General features: G+C 66.1%; 13 protein-coding genes and 2 pseudogenes. 10 read left to right on the top strand and 5 right to left on the bottom strand.

Annotated elements, in window-relative coordinates:
- A pseudogene (locus OG709_RS00385) lies at positions 1–1,500 on the bottom strand (ISL3 family transposase).
- Positions 1,501–1,570: 70 nt separating this feature from the next.
- A pseudogene (locus OG709_RS00380) lies at positions 1,571–2,332 on the bottom strand (ARMT1-like domain-containing protein); the annotation flags it as partial.
- A gap of 209 nt (positions 2,333–2,541) precedes the next feature.
- Between OG709_RS00380 and OG709_RS00375 the strand changes: the two are divergent.
- Entirely contained in the window at positions 2,542–3,120 is a 579-nt protein-coding gene (locus OG709_RS00375) for a TetR/AcrR family transcriptional regulator (RefSeq protein WP_329164223.1), read from the top strand.
- A 165-nt stretch (positions 3,121–3,285) separates the two neighbouring features.
- On the opposite strand, the gene OG709_RS00370 is transcribed toward OG709_RS00375, so the two are convergent.
- Positions 3,286–4,509 (bottom strand): MFS transporter, encoded by a 1,224-nt coding sequence (locus tag OG709_RS00370; RefSeq protein WP_329164222.1) that lies wholly within the window; start codon positions 4,507–4,509, stop codon positions 3,286–3,288.
- Positions 4,506–6,458 (bottom strand): FAD/NAD(P)-binding protein, encoded by a 1,953-nt coding sequence (locus OG709_RS00365; RefSeq protein WP_329164221.1) that lies wholly within the window; start codon positions 6,456–6,458, stop codon positions 4,506–4,508. Before OG709_RS00365 ends, OG709_RS00370 begins: the two co-directional genes overlap by 4 nt.
- Positions 6,459–6,793: 335 nt before the next feature.
- Between OG709_RS00365 and OG709_RS00360 the strand changes: the two genes are divergently transcribed.
- The 9 genes from OG709_RS00360 (at position 6,794) to OG709_RS00320 (ending at position 15,999) form a co-directional block, all read left to right on the top strand.
- A complete protein-coding gene (locus tag OG709_RS00360; protein ID WP_329164220.1) occupies positions 6,794–8,146 on the top strand; it encodes a KamA family radical SAM protein in 1,353 nt (450 codons plus the stop codon).
- A gap of 5 nt (positions 8,147–8,151) precedes the next feature.
- Positions 8,152–9,003: an N-acyl homoserine lactonase family protein gene (locus OG709_RS00355; RefSeq protein ID WP_329169019.1), complete on the top strand. Its 852-nt coding sequence runs from the start codon at positions 8,152–8,154 to the stop codon at positions 9,001–9,003.
- Complete coding sequence (locus OG709_RS00350; RefSeq protein WP_329164218.1) at positions 9,000–10,868, top strand: FAD/NAD(P)-binding protein; 1,869 nt, start codon at positions 9,000–9,002, stop codon at positions 10,866–10,868. Before OG709_RS00355 ends, OG709_RS00350 begins: the two co-directional genes overlap by 4 nt.
- A gap of 76 nt (positions 10,869–10,944) precedes the next feature.
- The gene (locus OG709_RS00345; RefSeq protein ID WP_329164217.1) at positions 10,945–11,298 is read left to right on the top strand and encodes a cupin domain-containing protein; all 354 of its coding nucleotides are present in this window, start codon (positions 10,945–10,947) and stop codon (positions 11,296–11,298) included.
- A 26-nt stretch (positions 11,299–11,324) separates the two neighbouring features.
- Positions 11,325–11,726 carry a VOC family protein gene (locus OG709_RS00340; RefSeq protein ID WP_329164215.1) on the top strand — a complete coding sequence of 134 codons (402 nt, stop codon included), beginning with the start codon at positions 11,325–11,327 and terminating at the stop codon, positions 11,724–11,726.
- A 99-nt stretch (positions 11,727–11,825) separates the two neighbouring features.
- A complete protein-coding gene (locus OG709_RS00335) occupies positions 11,826–13,295 on the top strand; it encodes an MFS transporter (protein ID WP_329164214.1) in 1,470 nt (489 codons plus the stop codon).
- Between the two features lie 96 nt (positions 13,296–13,391).
- A complete protein-coding gene (locus tag OG709_RS00330) occupies positions 13,392–13,766 on the top strand; it encodes a cupin domain-containing protein (protein WP_329164213.1) in 375 nt (124 codons plus the stop codon).
- A 353-nt stretch (positions 13,767–14,119) separates the two neighbouring features.
- Positions 14,120–14,995: a LysR family transcriptional regulator gene (locus tag OG709_RS00325; RefSeq protein ID WP_329164212.1), complete on the top strand. Its 876-nt coding sequence runs from the start codon at positions 14,120–14,122 to the stop codon at positions 14,993–14,995.
- A 332-nt stretch (positions 14,996–15,327) separates the two neighbouring features.
- Positions 15,328–15,999 (top strand): hypothetical protein, encoded by a 672-nt coding sequence (locus OG709_RS00320; RefSeq protein ID WP_329164210.1) that lies wholly within the window; start codon positions 15,328–15,330, stop codon positions 15,997–15,999.
- Positions 16,000–16,014: 15 nt separating this feature from the next.
- Here OG709_RS00320 and OG709_RS00315 read toward each other — a convergent pair whose 3' ends face one another.
- On the bottom strand, positions 16,015–16,959 hold the full coding sequence (locus tag OG709_RS00315) for a recombinase family protein (RefSeq protein WP_329164209.1): 945 nt from the start codon (positions 16,957–16,959) through the stop codon (positions 16,015–16,017).
- Positions 16,960–17,209: the final 250 nt, after the last annotated feature.

The raw sequence follows: 17,209 nt of genomic DNA, 5'->3' as shown, positions 1-17,209 counted from the left end.
TTATCCGAGGAGGATGCGGTGGCGAAGGAGGGTGAAGCCTGCTCGTCCGTGCATCTGGCGGGCAATCCGCTTGGTCTTGGTGTTGACGCCCTCGGTCGGGCCGTTGCTGTACGGGCGTGTGAACGCGGCGATCACAGCGTCGCGGTCTCGCTCGAGACCGCGGGTGAAGGCGTGCAGATACGGCAGATCGGCCGCGCGGACCTGGGCGACCCATTGGTCGAGTGTGTCGGCGTTTTCTGGCTGAGGCTTCAGAAGTGGGGCGAAGGTCTCGATGTGGGCTGCCAGTTGGGTCGACTCGGGGCAGGCGGCGGTGAGCCGGGCCAGGAGATCGTGGTGCTCGGCCTTGAGGTTGTCGGGCCTGGTGAGGAGCATCCGGGCGAGTCTGCGTGCGGAGATATGGCTGCGGTCGGCGTCCGCGCGGCCTTGGTTGCTTGTGCAGGAGGTTGAGGCAGCCCGTGAAGCCAAGGGCCTTGATCTCTTTGAAGAGGTGCTGGACGGGGACGGCGGGGTCGTCGGCCCGGCGTTTGCGCAGGTGCTCGCGGTAGGGATCGACGAGGCTGGCGCGGTATTTCGGGACGCGGAGCATCCGCTCGGGCCGGTCGGCTCGGGCATAGCGTTTGACGGTATTCAGGGCCAGTTGCAGACGGCGGCCGCATTCGAGGAGGCCCACGCCCTGGTCGAGGAGGTCGTGGATCTGGTGCCAGCGTTCCAGGGTGGTCCGTGCACGGGGCCCCTCATACAGGGGCGCCTCCAGCACGGTGGCCCAGCAGGTGCTGTGCGCCTTGATCTCGCTCGAGGCGGCTTCGCACAGGTTGTGCCACAAATGTCAGCGGTCGCCGACCTGCACTGCATCGGGCAGAGCGCGGCGGATGGCCTCGGCGTAGGTCGCCGAGCCGTCACGGCACACGACCTCGACGCCCGGATGCTCGCGCAGCCAGGCAGCACGTCGATCCGCTCATGGGTCTCGGCGTCGATCACCACGGTGGCATAGCGGTGCCGCCGGCGCAGAGCGAAATCGTCGACGCCGATCACGCGGGGCACCCCTCCCGTGGGCAACGGGATCCGCAACAGGGCACGCAGAGCCGTGTGGCGCGACAGACCTACCGCGAGTATCGCCAGCACGCGTGCCCCTGCCCGGCCCGCTAACTCCTTGACTACCGCCTTGACCAGCGCGGTCAGACGGGTGGTACGTCGCTGATAACGCTCCAGCACTCCGGGCACCTGCTCACGGAAGGTGTGACGGCAGCCACGTGTGGGACAGACCAGACGCCGCACCCGTACGCAGACCACCACTCGTCGGCCGTCGACCGGTACGTCGGCCACTGTCCGCCAGTGATAACCGTGAACGCGCCCCGACGACGCCCCACACACCGGGCAGGGCGCGGTCTCCTTCGGAGTCCGCGCCCTCACCACGACCCGCTCGCCCTCGTCGACCACATCCTCAATGACCAGCGGAGATATCCCCGAAAAGACCATCTGCACAAGCTGGTTGACATCCATCACATCGATATCAACGACCCTCGCCACACAGAGTCACCACCGAATGTGAGACAGAGCCGCTCGTTTGACAGACCCGGAGTACGACCTGTTCAGCGTGCTGGTACTCAAGTAGGTGGTCGATGAGGATCAAGTCCGGGATCAGCTCTCGTCCCGCGTTGTCCGCCACCATGGCGACGGTGTTCAGCCCTCCGGGAGGCAGGAGTGACCACAGCGCGACGCTGTCGTCCGCGACCAGGCCCGGATCAGCGTCGCCGAGGGTCGGCTCCCCCGCCGTGACGCGGAAGCCGAGGTCAGCGCGGTTGCCCCAGAGCGAGGCGTGGAGCACAGCCGTGGACCGCTCGTCGGCCGGCACGTCGGCGAGTGCGTCCCTGAGCTCCTCGCCCGCCGCCGCGCTGCGCAGTTCGGCCTGCGTGAAGGGGGCGAAGGGGTCGACTCCCCGCCACGGGCCCGTGCCGAAGTACTCGATGGCGCCGAGGAGCCTGCGGTAGAAATAGCTTTCCGCCCACAGGAACGGGGCATCGAACCACGATCCCCCGAAGTAATCCCGCCCCCAGCCTGACCACTGCCAGTGATCGAGCTCCGTAGGAGCGAGCTGTTCGATGACACCGTTGGTGATCTCGTCCAGCAGGGCATCGAGGGCCTCGTGTTGTCGGCAACCGTACGGGAAGGCGTCTCGTACCTGCTGGATCATGGCCGGATGGCGTTTGGCCAGGACACCCCAGGCGAACGAGCCCGGTTTGTTGCTCAGGATGACCGGCGCGCCAGCCCCATCAGCCGGGCCGGAACCGCGGTCGGCCTCGTCGCCCGCGGTGCGGGAAGTGTTCTCGGTCATGGTGTCCAAGCCCTCCACTTGTCGCTCATATGTCCTTGATCTCTAGAGCCATGACCCCCACTGCACTGCCTACCAGCACCTCGCCCGTCCCGGACTCGAAAACCGCGCAGAGCTAACACCGAGACGATTCACTGCGGTGCCGGGCCACCTTCGTCGCACCAGGGCCGCTTCCTCTTTCCGTTGTAACGAGTGGTAGGTACACTGATCCCATGAACACGAAGGCGGCACTAACCCGAGCTACAGCCGACCTATTGTGGGAGCGGGGATACACGGGCACGAGTCCGGCAATGATTCTTGAACGCGCACACGCGGGACAGGGGAGCATGTATCACCACTTCTCCGGGAAGGCGGATCTCGCGGTCGCGGCCATGATGCACATGAGCGACCAGCTCCGCTCCAGGGCCGAGGAGGCGCTGGCCGTGGAGGAGTCGGCCGTCGCGCGCGTCAATGCTTTCCTCGACCTGGAACGCGACCCGCTGGCGGGCTGCCGCATGGGACGCCTGACTCAGGACTACGACGTTGTCGCCGACGATGACCTACGTGCACCCGCGGCAAACTTTTTCATCTGGGTCGGCCAACGACTGTCGGCGGTGCTCGCGGACGGGGTACGAAGTGGCGAGCTCAAGCCCGATACCGACCCGGATGTGATGGCCTCACTGATCATTGCGGCAGTGCAGGGCGGGTACGTTCTGGCTCGCGCTCAACAGGACCCTGCGGCATTTCGCCGGGCAATCGACGGCGCCAGGCGGGTCGTGGCGAATCTCAAGATTGACTCAGGTTCGACCTGATGGTCCGTCACCACCACCCGAGTGAGCCTGCTGCTGTCAAACCCGTGCCGGGTTCGGCGGGCGATTGGCGATGCCGAGCAAGTTATGGCGCATCCCTGCCCTGTACGTGACTTATCACCATATACGGGGCAGGTTGCGCACGGCGGAAGTGCGGCCGACTGGAAATCAGCGGTCGAGTGCCACAGCGTCCGAGCGGGTCGGGGCACACCTGCGGGCGACGAGGATGCAGACCGCGGCGGCCGCCCCGGCCGCCGTCAGCAACCACCAGGCGGCGTCCGGGCGCAGGGTGAACAGCAGGCCGCACACCATTGGCCCGGTCGCGGCTCCTAAAGAGACCCCCATCTGGCTGTAGGCCGTGGCCCGTTGCTCTTGGCCGGGGTAGGGCAGGCCGATGACGTAGTGCAGCAGCCCCGCCCAGCCCCAGCCGCCACCGTACGCAAGCACGGCCCCTATAGCACTCAACATGAGTGTCATGTGCGTCAGGAGCAGGGTGCCTGCGGCACCGGTCACGAACAGCACTGTTAGGGCCGCCCACACGATCCGAGGCGCCCTTCCGACCATCCAGCCCGCCGCAAGGCGGACCACGATGTTCAGCGCGGCACCCGCAGTCGCCACAGCACAGGCGACCGACAGCGAGGCGCCCCGTGTCGTCAGCGCAAGCACCAGGAAGCCGCCTAGGCCGTTACCCACCATCGCACCGAAGAAGCCGGCGCAGCTGACGGCCATCAGATAGGCACCCCCGCTCAGCGGTTCACCACAATCCCGCCCCGTCTTTGGGGGCCGCCCGGTGGGAATGGCATGCCGTGCGAGAAGACCACCGCCCAGGCCGCACAGCAGCGCCGTGCCAGCGAACACCACCCGCCAGCCGGCTGGACCGGCGAGCAGCGGCACAGCCATGCTGGCGAGCAGGGTCGCGGCTGGCACCGCCGCTTGCTTCAGGCCGAAGGCGAGCGCGCGCAACCGTGGCGCGCATCGCCGCATGAGCAGGGCGTTTGTGTGCGGTTGGGTGTAACCGTAGGTGAAGCCCCCGACAGCCGAGCTGCCCCACAGGCCCACGACCGGTTCCACCGCCGCACAGAACAGCCCGAGGCAGGTGGCACACAACGCAAAGGCCATCGTGCGTTCAACCGCCGTGGGTAGCGCGGTCCGTTTGCTGGCAACGGCACCCGCCAAGGACGCCAGCCAGTACACGGCCAGAACAGCCCCCATCCGCGCAGAACTCCACCCGAGTTCCGCGGAGATCAGGCCGTTCGCCGCGCCGGGCAGGAACACCGGCAACGAGGTGAGGACGGTGACCGCCGCGACTCCCACCGCCGTGGACAGGCCCGCGGGATCACGGCTCGGCAGACCGAGCGGACTGTGCTGGTCGGCACGGGCAAGTGTGCTCACGAGGCATTCGTCTCTACCCGCTTAGCGGACCGGTTCGCCCTACGGTCGAGCATCGCCCGGGCGACCGCGTCTGCGGCGCTCAGCGTCACAGAGTCGACGCCCGGCCGCACGCCGGCAGCTGTCGCCCAGTGCACGCCCTCCGTGGTGACGCCGAGCGCGAATCGCTGGGGGTGGGCCCGCCTGCGGGCGTCCAGCAGATGGCTCGACCGCTCCGTCACCGCGAGCCCTCCAGTCTCGTAGTGGCTGCCGTCCGGGTTGGGGATGCGGTACGGGGCCGCTTGGCCGGTGTCAATGAGTCGGCGCAGCAGTGGATCAGCGGTCACACGGATGTCCGAATCCTGGATGCGCGCCTCGATGAGGGTGGTGACCGCGATAGGCGGCCCCGGCACCACGGACGACGAGAGGAGGAAGCCGCCGGAGTCCGCCACTGGTGTAACACGCATGCCCGGCCCCACGGGCTCCAGGACACCGGCACGAATGAGCGCGGCCATCTCCGTGATGCGCCCTCTGGGCGGACCGATAGAAAGGCCCGCGTTGAACGGGGAATACCAACCGGCCAGTTCGTCGCGGTAAGAGTGCCCGGTTATACCGCCATGGTCGACAACCTGGCGGATCTCATTGCGCAGGTCACGCAGGGCGTCGAGTGCGGCTTTAACCGGCTCGTCGACATTGCCACCGCGTGCGAGAACGGCGTCGCGCTCAAGGTGAGTCACGAGCCAGCGTGTGAACTCCGCAGGCCCGCGCACAGCGTGTTCGTCGTAGGGGGTCTCGATAGTCTGCCAGTTCCAGCGGTCGCGCTCCGCGACACTGTGGCGCCGGAGCAGTCGCTCCTCCAGCAGGCTCCCTGCAGGAGACAGCAGGTAGCTCTGCAGGAAGGCCGCTATCGTCTCGGTCGCTACACCACGGCGGCGAAGCAGCGCCCGGTAGTAGACGAGTTCGACCTCTCGGGCAATTAGCGGCCACACGTCTTTGCGGAAGCAGACGTCGCCTCGCGATGCGGCGCGTTCACGCAGCGTTCGAATGGTCCGCGTGGTCAGTAGGACGGGCTGATGTCGTTCACCCATGCCCTTCTGGTTGTCACCGCGTGCGTGATAAGGGACGCCGCGGCGGGAGCCTGCGAACAGGCGTGGCTCCCGCCCCGAGGCGCGATACTCGATGCGCCCGTCCGCACGCTCCTCGAACACGCCGCCGCGTCCTTGAGTGAGCAGAGTCAGGTAGTCGAAGAAGGCGAGCCCGAGGCCGCGCAAGCCCACAGACTCCCCTGGGGCGATCGCGTCTAGGTCCACGTCCGCCGGGTTGCCCGGCACGATATGGCGGGCGCCGCTTCGTGGCGCCCCGGCAGGAGAAAGCGCGGTCGGTAGATGCCCCTGGGCGAGGACCACAGCATCGAGCACGAGGTGGTCGCCGCCAGCGAGATGCACTATCTGCTTCTCGCCTCGCTCGTCCAGTTCGACCGCGAGGTCCCGGTGGACGCGTACGGTTATGTGTGGTGGCGCGGTCTCGATGATGCGCTGGAAGGCCCAACGTAGGTAGTGCCCGTAAAGGGCGCGCGTCGGGTAGGAGTTCGGGCCCAAGTCGCGTGCCTGCTTCAGGACGTCGTCCGGGTATTCCGCGACTGCACCCATGGTGGTGAGCAGAGTCGCCCACTCGTACAGGTTGGGGCCCGGCACTACCGGACCGACACACGAGACGCTCACGTCAGTAAAGATCGTTATCTGGGCCGCGACTGTGTTCATCAGCAGGTGCATGGATTGATCTGGGCTCCAGACTCGTCCGGCCCCGGCCGGACCCGTGTCGATGGCGTGCACGGTCGTGGGATCACGATCCAGGTCTGTCGCAGCGTTGGCACACAGCCGCTCCAGCATGATGAGCCCGCGCGGCCCCATCCCCACGATGCCGACGGTGAATTGACTGTTCAACGAAAGCCCCCCGCTGCCTGTTTTGATCACTCTGCCGTCGATCTTAGTCAGAAGAGAAGGTACTCATGCTGTGTACACGTGATTCATTCACGGAGCTCATAGAAATCATTCATGCATGGACCGAATAAGTGGGCAGGTCGATCTATTTCTCATGACTTGAATCATTGGCTAGCTTTCTGGTGAGACGAGTGGGGATAGCTCGCAAGACAGGCCCCCCGGGGCCCTGTGAGCATGGAGGGGCAGAAATGCGCGGGAGTCTCCATGCCAATCTGCGCTACCCCATCAAGCGGCCAGACAATCCTGTTCTGCCGCTGCCTCGCCGCGGTCGTCGATGCCCATTTCCGTAATGCAGACGAGGAATCCCTATGAGCACCCTCAGCCCTGCCAAATTCAAGCCCTACAATCGCTCATCAATAAAACGGGCACCCCAGTGGGAGCGCATTCCGCAGCACCTCCGTGAGGCGGTCGACGTGGTGTCCCACGTTCTGCCGTTCAAGACTAACCAATACGTACTCGAAGAACTCATAGACTGGGACCGCATACCCGACGACCCGATGTTCCGTCTCAACTTCCCGCACCAGACGATGTTGGACCCGGGCGACTACACCACCCTGCGTGACCTATTGCGGTCGGGCGACAAGCAGCAGCTGGCCAAGCAGATCCACGTGGTCCGTTCCCGCATGAATCCGCACCCCGCCGGCCAGCAGACACACAACGTGCCGGAGCTGGAGGGCGAAGTCGTCCCCGGAATCCAGCACAAGTACGCGGAGACCGTTCTCTTCTTTCCGAGCGCCGGCCAGACGTGCCACGCCTATTGCACGTTCTGCTTCCGATGGCCGCAGTTTGTCGGGGAGGAGGACCTGCACTTCGCAGCCCGGGACGCGGCGGGGTTGGCCGCCTACCTCAAGCAGCACCCCGAAGTCACCGACGTGCTGATCACTGGCGGCGATCCTATGATCATGCGGACGGCCACTCTGGAGCGGTACCTCGAACCGCTCCTGTCGCCCGAACTGGCCCACGTCCAGAACATCAGGATCGGCACCAAGGCCGTGGGCTACTGGCCGCAGCGCTTCGTCAGCGACGTGGATGCCGACGACCTGCTGCGCCTGTTCGAGCGCTTTGTGGCAGCGGGAAAGCACATCGCGCTGATGGGCCACTACAACCATCCTGCCGAGCTACGCCCTGCCGTCGCGCAGAACGCCCTGCGGCGCATCAACGGGACCGGTGCAGTCGTCCGCATGCAGTCCCCCGTTCTGCGGCACATCAATGACGACCCGAATGCCTGGCACGAGCTGTGGACCCAAGGCGTAAAGCTGGGTGCCGTCCCATACTACATGTTCGTCGAGCGCGATACCGGCGCACGCTCCTATTTCGAGCTTCCGCTGGCCAAGGCTTACGACATCTTCCAGACGGCCTACAGTTCAGTCTCCGGCCTGTCCCGCACTGTGCGCGGGCCGTCGATGAGCGCGTTCCCGGGCAAGGTGCTCATCGACGGTATGCCGACGATCCGAGGCGAAAAAGTCTTCGCCCTGCAACTCCTGCAGGCGCGTCAGGGTCACCTCGTGCGACAACCCTTCTACGCGAAGTTCGACCCCGCCGCCACCTGGTTCGACCAGCTCGTCCCAGCCTTCGGAGAACGTGCTTTCTTCTTCGAGAGCGAGCCGTCCGGCGTCGAAGGCTCCGTTCTCGGAGAGCCGCTTGCCGTCGTGGGGGCGTGACAGACATGGGCGAAGTCACACAGCCGACGTACGAAGTCCTCGCACTCCGGTTCGGCACGCACGCCGACCGACCCGCGCGGGACAATTTTCTGACCGATGAGGGCCAGTTCACCCCGGGCTCCGACATGCCCATGGACTTCTACCTCTGGGTGATCCGCAACGATCGGCACTTGCTGCTGGTGGACACCGGATTCCCCGAGGAGATGGCGCTGCGCCGGGGACGGACCCTGTTCCGCTGCCCCGTCGAAGCGCTGGCTGACATCGGTGTCACGGCCGATGAGGTCTCGGATGTCGTGATTACGCACATGCACTACGACCACGCAGGAAACCTGAATCGTTTCCCTGCTGCCCGCATCCACCTGCAGGAGGAGGAGCTCCGGTTCTGCGCTGGCCCCGCCATGCGCCACCACATTGTGCGCAAGCCCTTCGAGCTGACCAACGTGCAGACCGCCGTCCAGGGGCTGTTCGAGCAGCGGTTGGTGCTGTACCGGGGTGAGGCCGAGATCCTTCCTGGAGTGACAGTGCATCCGGTCCCGGGCCACACTCCGGGCACCCAGGTGGTCCGGGTCCGCACCGCACGCGGCTGGGTCGTGCTGGCCAGCGATGCGACCCACCTGTGGGCCAACATCCGCCTACGCAGTCCGTTTCCCATCCTCGATCAGCTCACGCCGATGATGGAGGGCTACGACACGATCGAGGCCCTGGCAGACGGAGACGACCACATCATCCCGGGGCACGACCCCCAGGTGGCGCAGCGGTTTCCCCGGGTCAAGGGGGCGCCCGACTGGGTGCGCCTGCACGAACCTGCCCTCGGGGGCAAGGCAGTCGCTGCTGCGGCGAGTGGAGTCGTGCGATGACGGCGCTCCAGGTTTCCATCATCGGCGTGGGGCCACGTGGCTTGAGCATCCTCCAGCGGATATCCGAACTCGCTGACCAGTTGCCCGAGGGATGCTCGCTGGACGTGCACCTCATCGACCCGGGCGACGGCGGCCAGGGAACACACTCTGCGCGCCAGCCCGCGCACCTACTGACCAACACCGTTGCGAGCCAGGTGACGATGTTCACCGGCGGCCGGGGACCCTCGTTCACCGAATGGGCGGCGGGCATCGGCTACCGGGAATTCGACGCCGCGTTCTACCCGACGGGCCAGGGCGCGGGTGAGGCCGTGGGGGAACACACCTACCTGCCACGGCAGGTACTCGGTGCCTACCTCAGCTGGGTCTTCGACCGGACGGTTCGGTCGCTGCCACCGCAGATCCGCGTCGTGCACCATCGCGATCGGGCTGTGGACATCGAGACGAGCGACGGTGGACGCTTCGCAGTCCACCTGGCGAAGGGTTTCGTCCTTCCCAGCGACTATATCTTCCTGGCAACCGGGCATTGCGAACGGGTCCCCACTGAGGAGGACCGCCTGTACGAGGAATTCGCCCGGGAGAATGCCGACCGCAACCCCCGGCTCAGGTACTGTCCCACCCCTTATCCGGTCCACCGGCTCCAGGACATCGCCCCGGGATCGTCCGTCGCCGTACAGGGGTTTGGGCTGACCGCACACGACGTCATTTCCGAACTCACCGTTGGCCGCGGCGGTGAATTCCACGGTTCCGGCCAGGACATGGAATACCGCCCCTCCGGACGCGAGCCCGATATCCGGCTGTTCTCACGCCAATGCCTGCCGTTCAGTGCCCGGGGGGTGAATCAGAAGGGTGTCACGGGACAGCACCGGCCGCAGTTCTTCACCAAGGAAGCGGTGCTGCGCCTCCAGGAGCAGGCGGCCTGCCGCCGCAACGACCCCAGACTCGACTTCGCCGGAGAAGTCCTTCCACTGCTGCTGAAGGAAATGGGATACGCCTATCGCACGGCGCAGGAACAGCGCCCCGTCCCCCCCGAGGAGTACGACCTCACCCCGGACGAGCAGCGCGCGATCGAGGACATCATCGACCCGCTGCGTGGCAGAGAATTCGCGAGCCAGGACGCGTTCACGCAGTTCTTCGTCGAATATGTTTCCCACGACCTGGAGCACGCAGAACTCGGCAACACAACGAGTCCCGTGAAGGCCGCCACCGACGTCATCCGCGACACCCGTGCGAGCCTGCGGCAGGCCGTCGAATACTCCCGGCTCACCCCCACGTCCCACCAGGAGTTCAACGCAACCTACGTCCCGGTCATGAACCGGGTCTCGTTCGGTCCGCCCCGGCACCGCAACCACCAGTTCCTCGCGCTGCTCCGGGCCGGGGTAGTGGACCTGGCCGGCGGCCCAGGGTGCCGGGTCGTCCTCGACCGGGAGGTGGCACGGTTCGCGATCCGGACCGACTATCCCGACGGTCCGGAAACCCGCTACGCCGACACGCTGGTCATCGCCCGTCTCGACGCGTTCCACCCCGAGCGCGACAGGTCGCCGCTGATCGGGAACCTCCTGGCACGGGGCCTCATTCGTCCCTACGCGAACGGCCCATTCAAGCCGGGTGGCATCGACATTGATGGGCGGGGCCGACCGATCACGTCGGATGGCGAGCCGCTGTACACCGCCTGGGCGCTCGGATACCTCGTCGAGGGACCGCAGTTCTACACCCACGCGCTGCCCAGACAGGGAATGGCCTCGCAGTTCACCCTCAATGCCGACACCACCGTGCGCGACATGGTCGCGCACATCCGACACCGACACGACGTCACCTGGGAGGAAGAAAATGCCGGTGCAGACCGGAAGTCAGTTTCCGTACCCTGAATTTCGAAAACTCCACGTGCGGAACAGGCCGGCCCCGGTCGTATGGCAGGGGGAGGTCCTAGCCAAAGAGCTCGAAGTGGCCGAGCACACGGAATACGGAACGCTCACCCTGGCCATGCCCGAAGGCAGTCACGAAATCTTCCCGGGCGCATCGATGACCTTACAGGCCGTCCGTCCCGGCGAAAGCACCACCCCACACTCACACTCCTGGTGGCACCTCTATTTCATACGGTCCGGATCGGGGGTCGTCGTATTTGACGAGACCCAGGAAACGGTCGAATTGAGCGAGGGCGACGTCATGCTCATACCAGCCTGGTCAGTGCACCACTTCAAGAACGGGGAAGCGGACGGAGACCTACTTCTACTCAACATGTCAAACCTGCCTCAGATGTCAGGTTTGCACAACAAGTTCTCCAAAGAGCACGCATAAAAACACCGGGCGAGTAGGAGGCATACGTGTTCAAGCGGATTGACCACATCGGCGTTGTGGTAGATGACATCACCGCAGCGAGGGCATTCCTGGAAAGCCTTGGAATGCGCCTGGAAAGGGCGCAGGAGGTGCCCGAGCGGGAGGTGAAGATCGCGTTCTATCACTGCGGTGACGGTCGGATCGAGCTTATTGAGCCCACAACCGAGGAAGCCCGCCGACGCCGACTGGGCGACGAAAACCAGGCCCGGATCGAGCACATTGGCGTCGAGGTCGACGACGTCCCCGCGATCATGAAGGCAGTCCAGGGGCTCGGTGTCCAGCTCACCACGAGCGAGGCCGTCCCGGTCGGCCCGAACCTCAATGCCTGGACACAGCCCGAGACATCCAGCGGGATTCAGTTCCAACTGGTCCAGCGCGACGCGGTATAGCGCACCTGGGGGTGCCGGAGCCCACTCCGGCACCCCCAGGGCCGGCTCTGCCGCAGACGCGTATTGCGGACTGTACGTACTAGTAGTTACAATCGGGTGGTGGATTCCTTGAAGACGTCTGTTGCAAGCGAGTCAGCACGGGCCGGGACGCGGCAGGGCCTCTCCGGACAGCGTGGGAGACGGCCGGGCTGGCTGCTGGCCTCCCTGCTCGGAGGGATGTTCCTCGGCAACGTCGACATCGCGGTGGTTAACGTCGCCATCCCCTCGATCCGCGATCACCTGCACGCATCCAGCGGCGAACTGGAACTCATCGTCTCGGGATACACGCTCGCGTACGCCATGCTGCTGATCACCAGCGCCCGGCTAGGCGAGATCCGCGGCCGACGGTGGACGTACCTGCTCGGACTCGTCGTCTTTACGCTTTCCTCGCTCGCCTGCGGCCTCGCTCCCAACGGCATCACCCTGGTGGGCGCCCGCGTCGTGCAAGGTGTCGGGGCCGCTCTTATGGTCTCGCAGGTCCTGACGGGCATTCAGGCTCATTTCGAAGGCGCCGCGCGCCGACGGGCCCTGGGTGCCTACACCGGTGTCCTCGGGGTGAGCTCGGTCCTCGGACAGGCTCTAGGCGGCATCCTGGTCTCGGCCGACATCCTCGGTACGGGATGGCGTCCCATCTTCCTGATCAACGTGCCGATCGGAATCGCCCTGCTGGTCATCTCGGCCGTCTTCCTGCCGGACGACGTGGTCACAGGCCACAAGAAGCTGGATATGCGCGGCGTTGGGCTGCTGTCACTGGGATTGTTCCTGCTGGTGACCCCGCTGGTGCTCGGCCAGGACGCGGGCTGGCCTCTGTGGGTGTGGCTGTGCCTCGCAGGATCCGTGCCGACGTTCGCACTGTTCGTCAGGGTGGAACGGGCCATCGCACGGCGCGCAGGTGACCCGCTGATGAACGTTGCACTGCTGGCCCGCAAGCAGGTTGCCCTCGCCCTCGTCTCCCAAGCGGCCACCCGGGCATGCTACTTCGCCCTCCTGTTTGTCCTCGCGCTCTACCTGCAGCAGGGGCTCGGCAAGAGCGCGGTCTACTCGGGCCTGGTCCCCATCGCGTGGGTGGCGACATTCGCCCTGGTCGGTCCAATCCTCGGCCGAGTGGGGGCACGCGTCAGGAGGTTCGCGGCCCCAGTCGGTGGCTTGCTGATGGCGGTCTCCTTCTCAGCGGTGGCGGCCGGTGCACAGGGAACCGTCTGGCTGATCGTCCTCCTCGGCATCGGGGGCATCGGCTACGGCGCAGCGTTCAGCGGGACATTGGCCCACCTGACCGAATCTGTCGAAACCCGGTACGCGCCGGACGTGAGTGGTCTGTTCAATACGACGCTCCAAGTCGGTGGAACCCTGGGAGTGGCTGCCTTCGGCACCGTCTACCTGGACCTGGCCGCACGGAGCGGAACACCGCAGGACGCGTTCAGCACGACCAGTGCTGTTTTGGCAGTCGTGTCGGTCGCCGCCTCCGCGCTGATCCTGTTCGCTGAGAAGTCCGAGCCGAGCGTGGCCAGACACCAAGCCAGGGAGCAGTAAAGAGTCGGCCTATAAATCGCGTTGATCGCACAACACCAGCTAATGCCTAATTTCCAACAATAGCCTTACAAGAGTAATCACGAAGGAGATCACGTCATGGACGTCACTCGTCACCCCGGAGACGCGACCAAGGGACCCGAGGACCGGTTTATCGGTGATGTCTGGCTGTGGCCGCGTATCGGCGCCACCACAAATACCGAGGTGCGCAATGTGCTGTTCACGCCCGGCTCCCGTAGCGCTTGGCACCGGCACCCCGAGGGCCAGGTGCTACACATCACCGAAGGCGTTGGGGTTGTGCAGTCCCGGGACGGCGAGCGCCTTGAGATCAAGGCCGGCGACACAGTGATCACCCACCCCGGGGAGGAGCACTGGCACGGAGCGGCTCCGGGCACGTTTATGACACACATCGCCGTTACGGACGGTCCCACCGAATGGAAGGAACCCGTGACGGACGAGGAGTACCGGGACTGACATCCGTATGCGACAAGGCGTGCCACTCATCAGGGCGAGCGGCACGTCAAGCAGTGTCCCGGGGGAGCGCCCCGGGACACCCGCCGAGATGCCGGTTGTCCACGGTGGCTCACGGAGGGCTCAGCAGGCTGACGAATCCCCAGGCCAGCGCCCGAACCATACGGTCTCGCGACCGTTTTGAACCTCATCAACCCTGCGATGATTGGCGCGGAGCCGGCCGAAGTACGTGAGCCCCAGGAAGCAGCTCCAGAGATTCTGGGGGAGAGAAGGCTCAGGTGCGTTCGACATCGCGAGCCTGGGAGCCGCCCGAAGGCGCCATGGACGTCTTCGCGGCCCTGCATATGCTGCTGTCCATGAGTATTGAGCTGCATCACCTGCGTGGGTTCTTGGCCTTGGCGGAGGAGAAGCACTTCACCCGAGCTGCCAAGCGGATGAACGTGTCCCAGCCCACACTCAGCCGCAACATCCAACGTCTAGAGGAAATGCTCGGTCGGCGTCTGCTTGAACGGACGACACGCCAGATGGCACTCACGCCAGCGGGCGAGAACCTTTACGACCAACTCAGCTCCCTCTTACCACGGCTGGAGGCAGCGCTGCGCCCCGAGGCAGGGGACGAAGCATTCCGTGTGGGTTTCGCCTGGGGGTTTCCCACCGGGTGGCCGCAGGAGGCTATCGCGGGTTTCGAGGAGGAGACCGGCATATCGGTACACGTATACCGGCACGACGCCACGCTAGCGGGGCTGGACCGCGGCGAGGTCGACCTGGCGATCCTGCGGGGCCACGTAGAAGAAGCCCCCGGCCTGAAAGTTGTCACACTGCTGCACGAACGAAGAATCGCAGCGGTCTCCGTACGATCCGAACTCTCGGAATGGGAGGAGATCCGCTGGCTGGACCTGGCTGACCAGCGCCTCGTTCTGAACGAGGTGAGCGGGACGACCAACTTGAGTGACTGGCCGACGGACCGCCAGCCCAGCGTCTCAATCGTCTGTCGCAACTTTGACGAATGGCTGGAAGCCGTCGCCTCGAACAAGGGGGTAGGCGTGGTGCCGGAGTTCGTCGGACGGCAGCACATCCACTCCTCCGTCTCGTTCCTCTCCATTCCGGACGCGCCGCGCGTACCCCTCAACCTGGTCTATCCGCAACACGGCGGACATCCTCTCATATCACGTTTTGTATCTCTGGCGCAGGATGCCCTCAGTACGCTGCCGGACACCAGCTCCGGGTCTTGATCCTTTATGGCAATGTCTCAGGCAACTAAGCAGGCGGTGGCAGATTTCGTGGTGCACGTCGGTGGCTCATCATCGGCGTCCGCCTCATGCCGCCGTCGGCGGAGCCGGAGCAAGCTGCGAGAGGTCCAGGCGCCACCGAGGCGCTTATGGGGGCTGATCGTTCTTCGGACGCTGGCAGGTGGACCGTACGGGGCGAGGACCGGCGCACACTCCCACAGGTGTCGGCCCGATTCCTCGCCGGCACGAGGCTTCGGCACTCGGGCGCGTGACACGCTCCCGAAGGACGGGAGCCTCTGTGCTCGCCCGGGACTTCCGGGTGGAAGGACGACACCATGACCGTAAAACGGTCCGATGACATCTACCCGCAGATCGGTACCCCTGTCTGGGGCGATCGCCTCGCGGACGCGATCGAGAACACCTGTGCGGACTACGAGGTCGTGCCGCCTCCGCGGCAGGCGATCCTCGATGGTCTGGCCTCCGCGCTCCCAGACACCGAGATCAAGGCCCTGATCGCCACCCAGCGCGGCAGGAGAGTCCTCAAGCCCACGGTCTGCCGGCCCGCGCAGGCCGGCGACGAGCAGGTGCTCCTGCTGACCTGCGACGTCCACGGTGCCGCGGTGGTCCCGTGGGACCTCAACGACCGCACCGCCATCTGCTGGTCGTCGCCCGCACCGGAGGCCAGCCGACGCGTCAAGGACCTCGTTGCTGCCGAGCTGGCGCTCCAGGACGCCACGAAGAGCGCGAAGTCCGCCGAGAAGGAGCGGGAGGCCCTGCGCCGGGCGCCGGGGGACGACACGTACGCGCCGCAGGCGCTGGCTGCGGCCACGCAGAAGCACCAGGACGCCGTCCGCCGCGTGCACGAGCTCGAGAGCGAGAAGCACGCTCTCCTTTCCGCCCTCGGCCACCGGCGGCCGCGCCCGGTCGTCCGCGCCGCCCAGGAGGACGGGCAGCCGAAGGCGGCACTCACCCTCGCCGAGCAGCCGTACGCGGCCCTGTACTCGTGAAGCTGCCGTTACCCGTCATGTAGCGGAGCGTGACTGACTTCCGAGGTCCGCAGCGGGGGCATGCAGGTTGACGCGGTTCTCGTACTCGCGGCGGGCCTTGCGCTGGGCCGGGACCACCGCGGTGCCGTCGGGGGCTTGGCAGAGGCCAAGGAGTCGGCGGTGGATCGCGGGCACGGCCTTGATGCGCAGGGTGTAGCCCTGGCCGCGCCGTACGGTCACGCCCTGGTCGAGCGTGGCGCGCTCGGCGGGCTCCAGTTCGGCGGCGCGGAGGAAGTCCGCGACCTTGCCCGGCATGTCGAGGACGACCGGCAGTTCAGGGGCCGGGGTGCCCGGGTCGGCGGCCGTGTGCTCGGGCAGGAGGTCGGCGACGGCAGTGCGGATGGCGCCGCGGCTGACGTCGTGGTCGCGGGCGAGGGCCGCGACGGACCGGCCTTCCAGGTACGCGGTGCGTACGGCGTCGGTCTTCGCGGCCGGGACGGCGGGGCGGCGCCCGCCCTTGTTGCCCTTCGCCTCGGCGGCCCGCAGCCCGTCGTAGGTCAGTTCGCGCTGAAGGTCGCGCTGGAGTTCGCCGGCGGCGGCGAGGGTCTGCACCATGAATTTCACGGTGGACAGCAGCTCGCCGGTACGCGGGTGGCGGGCGGTGAGGTCCATCGCGGAGAACGCGCCATCGTGGATGCGCAGGGCGAGGCGGTCGCGGTGCAGGACGTCGAGCACGTCGAGGATGTGCCCGGTGCCGCGCACCAGGCGGAACATCTCGGAGATGTGCACAGCGTCGCCTGGCCGCGCGTACGCGAGCAGCTCGCCGAACTTCGGCCGCTCCAGCGGATGAAGGCGGCTGGAGGTCCCGGCCTGTTCCTCGAAGACAACCGGGGCCTCGATCCCGGCCTCGTCCAGCACCAGGTTCTGGCGGTCGGTCGACTGCTGGTCGGTCGACACCCGCTTGTAGACCAGGTTGGCCATGCTGCTCCCCATTGTGGTGGTCGCATTCGACCCTAGCTGTCAGCAAACCCTGTCATCATCCGTCATCGGATCTGATTGGATCTGCGCCGCCGCCGGGCCCCGGAAAGCCCGGGTTCATTGGACGTCCGCCGCGCCTGTCGCCATTCGATCCTTTGACGACACGGAGGACGGACAGGACGTCCCGGCCGGAGCCCATCACTCTTCGCGCACCTGGTAGTTATGTGTGCGAGGAGGATCGGACCGGATTCGC

The sequence above is a fragment of the Streptomyces sp. NBC_01267 genome (genome assembly GCF_036241575.1).
In the GTDB taxonomy this organism is placed as follows: domain Bacteria; phylum Actinomycetota; class Actinomycetes; order Streptomycetales; family Streptomycetaceae; genus Streptomyces.
The sequence above is the reverse complement of the archived record's forward strand: the minus strand, read 5'-3'. Positions and strand labels throughout refer to the sequence as shown.

Excerpts from the sequence above, each read along its gene's own strand:
- OG709_RS00350 (WP_329164218.1), top strand. The coding sequence starts at position 9,000 with ATGACGGCGCTCCAGGTTTCCATCATCGGCGTGGGGCCACGTGGCTTG.
- OG709_RS00360 (WP_329164220.1), top strand. The coding sequence starts at position 6,794 with ATGAGCACCCTCAGCCCTGCCAAATTCAAGCCCTACAATCGCTCATCA.
- OG709_RS00315 (WP_329164209.1), bottom strand. The coding sequence starts at position 16,959 with ATGGCCAACCTGGTCTACAAGCGGGTGTCGACCGACCAGCAGTCGACC.
- OG709_RS00355 (WP_329169019.1), top strand. The coding sequence starts at position 8,152 with ATGGGCGAAGTCACACAGCCGACGTACGAAGTCCTCGCACTCCGGTTC.
- OG709_RS00375 (WP_329164223.1), top strand. The coding sequence starts at position 2,542 with ATGAACACGAAGGCGGCACTAACCCGAGCTACAGCCGACCTATTGTGG.
- OG709_RS00320 (WP_329164210.1), top strand. The coding sequence starts at position 15,328 with ATGACCGTAAAACGGTCCGATGACATCTACCCGCAGATCGGTACCCCT.
- OG709_RS00330 (WP_329164213.1), top strand. The coding sequence starts at position 13,392 with ATGGACGTCACTCGTCACCCCGGAGACGCGACCAAGGGACCCGAGGAC.
- OG709_RS00325 (WP_329164212.1), top strand. The coding sequence starts at position 14,120 with ATGAGTATTGAGCTGCATCACCTGCGTGGGTTCTTGGCCTTGGCGGAG.